Consider the following 2015-nt stretch of genomic DNA (forward strand, 5'->3'; position numbering starts at 1 on the left):
CACCCTCGGCGTGACGCACGGCCAGGGCTACTACCTGGGTCGCCCCAGCCCGTCCGGAGCGCAGGCCTGATCTGGCCGCACCGCGGTGCCCGCTGTGCCCACGGCCACGTGACCGCCGTTCGCTCGGCAACCCACGGCACGGGCCAGCGCGTCCTCGCGTCGATGGCCGCTGTCTCGACCCGCCGTGGGTGGACGCGTCAGCTCGCGGGAACGGCCAGCCCCTGCAGCCACGCCTTCCACTCGGGCTCCTCGCGCTCGACGTAGCCGGCGGCGTCCTCGCCGTAGAGGTATCCCGTCACGCCTGCGGTGGTGATCCCGTCGTCCCGAGGCCAGATGTAGAAGTTGAGGAACCCCGGCACGGGGTCGCTCACCCGGAGCAGCAGGCTGCCCTCCGTCACCGTCTCTGCCTCGCCCTTGTGCCCACGGACGCCGGCCGACTGTCCGGGCGCGTCGGCTCCGACCGCTCCGCGAAGGGCGGCATTGACCGCCTCGGGGCCGCCGGGCAGGTCGGCCTGGACGTTCATGTAGGCGGCCCGCTGACCGGGGAAGTGCTCGAGGTAGAGGCGCAGGGTGTCGAGCATCGGCAGCCAGCCGCTCATCATCTCCTCGAAGTACTCGCGCTCCCAGTCGGCGCCGGTGCCGAACGCGCTCGAGACGACGCGCAGGACGCAGGTGCCTCCGGAGCGGGCCTCGATGAGGAACTCGCTGACCAGGGGCGTGACGACGGCATCCTCGGGGCCGCCCATCGTGGCCCAGTCGGGCTCGGAGTACTCGAGGCGCCGCGGCGGGTCCCACCCGGTGACGGTGCCGCGGGACTCGACGCCGACGCCCAGCTCGAAGCGGACCGCGCCTCCCTCGCGCTCCTCCAGCTCGGCCGGCACCATCCATGCCTTGAGGCCTTCGGCGGTCGCGATCGCCTGCCACACCTGCTCGGGCGTACCGGGCAGCTCGATCGTCTTCTCCCCCCGCAGGGGCACGTCGGGTGTCGTCATGGCTTCTCCTCGGGTCGGGGGTGGGCGAGGACGACGAGCCGGTGCGCCCGTCCTCCGTCGGAGTGGTACTTCGCCGCGAGGGCGAGCACCGCGCGGGTGAGCTCGTCGGCGAAGGCGGCACGGTCCTCGACGGACGCGAAGCTGATGTCGGTGCCGAGCGAGAGCGTCGGCAGCCGCTTGCCAGCGGCGCCGGCCCGGCGTACGAGGCCGCCGACCTCGCGCACGGCCCGGCCGGCCAGCGCGATGAGGTAGCGCGCCGACATCCGGTCGGCGGTCAGCGCGGGATCGGCGGCAGTGTCGCCCAGGGCAGCGGGTGAGACGACGTAGCTCGCAGCCGTCGCGCGCAGCACGCGCTCGACGATGCCGCCCCGCATGCGCTCCTCCGCCAGCTCGACGAGGCCGTGCGCCTCGAGCGCCCGCAGGTGGTAGTTGACCTTCTGCCGGCTGATGCCGACGCGTGCGGCCACGGCCGCCGCGGAGCCGGGAACGGCGAGCTCCCTCAGCAGTTGCGCCCGGACCGGGTCCAGCGCGACCGCTGCCGCAGCCGGGTCCTCGATGACGTCGATGTCCCGCACGGTCACCACCGTGCTCCTGACAGATTTGTTTGTCAAGGGTGGGTGCACTCCACGTCGGCGACCACGCGGGGGTGGCTTCGACGGCTACCACGACGAAGCGCACCGCGGCCGGATGCCGCGGTGCGCCTGCCGGGCGGCTATGCCTCGCTCGCAGCGCGACGCGTGACGGTCACCGCCTCCACGGCCCCGGCGCGCAGTCCCTGCAGCGAGGCGGACGCAGTGCGGGTGGCCTTGCGCGCGATGGCCTCGGTCCGCGCGCGGACGTCCGAGGCGCCCACCCACAGCCCTGTCCGCACGACGCGTACGGCCTTCTGGTCGGGGCGGGCGTCCGCCACGCCCCGCAGCTGGGTCACCATCCGCCGAGCGCCCTGCGTCGCTGCGCCGCCGGAGCTGCGTACCGAGCGCCCTACGGTCGCTCCCAGCCCGAAGTCGGTCAAGATGCTCATCC

General features: G+C 73.7%; 3 protein-coding genes. All 3 read right to left on the reverse strand.

Annotated elements, in window-relative coordinates; translation table 11 throughout:
• Positions 1-197: 197 nt before the first annotated feature.
• A complete protein-coding gene (locus tag G9H71_RS22375) occupies positions 198-992 on the reverse strand; it encodes an SRPBCC family protein (protein WP_166284961.1) in 795 nt (264 codons plus the stop codon).
• Positions 989-1567: an ArsR/SmtB family transcription factor gene (locus tag G9H71_RS22380; protein WP_166284963.1), complete on the reverse strand. Its 579-nt coding sequence runs from the start codon at positions 1565-1567 to the stop codon at positions 989-991. The genes G9H71_RS22375 and G9H71_RS22380 overlap by 4 nt, the downstream gene beginning before the upstream one ends.
• A gap of 137 nt (positions 1568-1704) precedes the next feature.
• Positions 1705-2015 (reverse strand): hypothetical protein (locus G9H71_RS22385; RefSeq protein ID WP_231135323.1); only part of this gene is annotated, 311 nt, incomplete at its 5' end.

Origin of the sequence: Motilibacter deserti, assembly GCF_011250635.1 — a bacterium.
Lineage (GTDB): Bacteria > Actinomycetota > Actinomycetes > Motilibacterales > Motilibacteraceae > Motilibacter_A > Motilibacter_A deserti.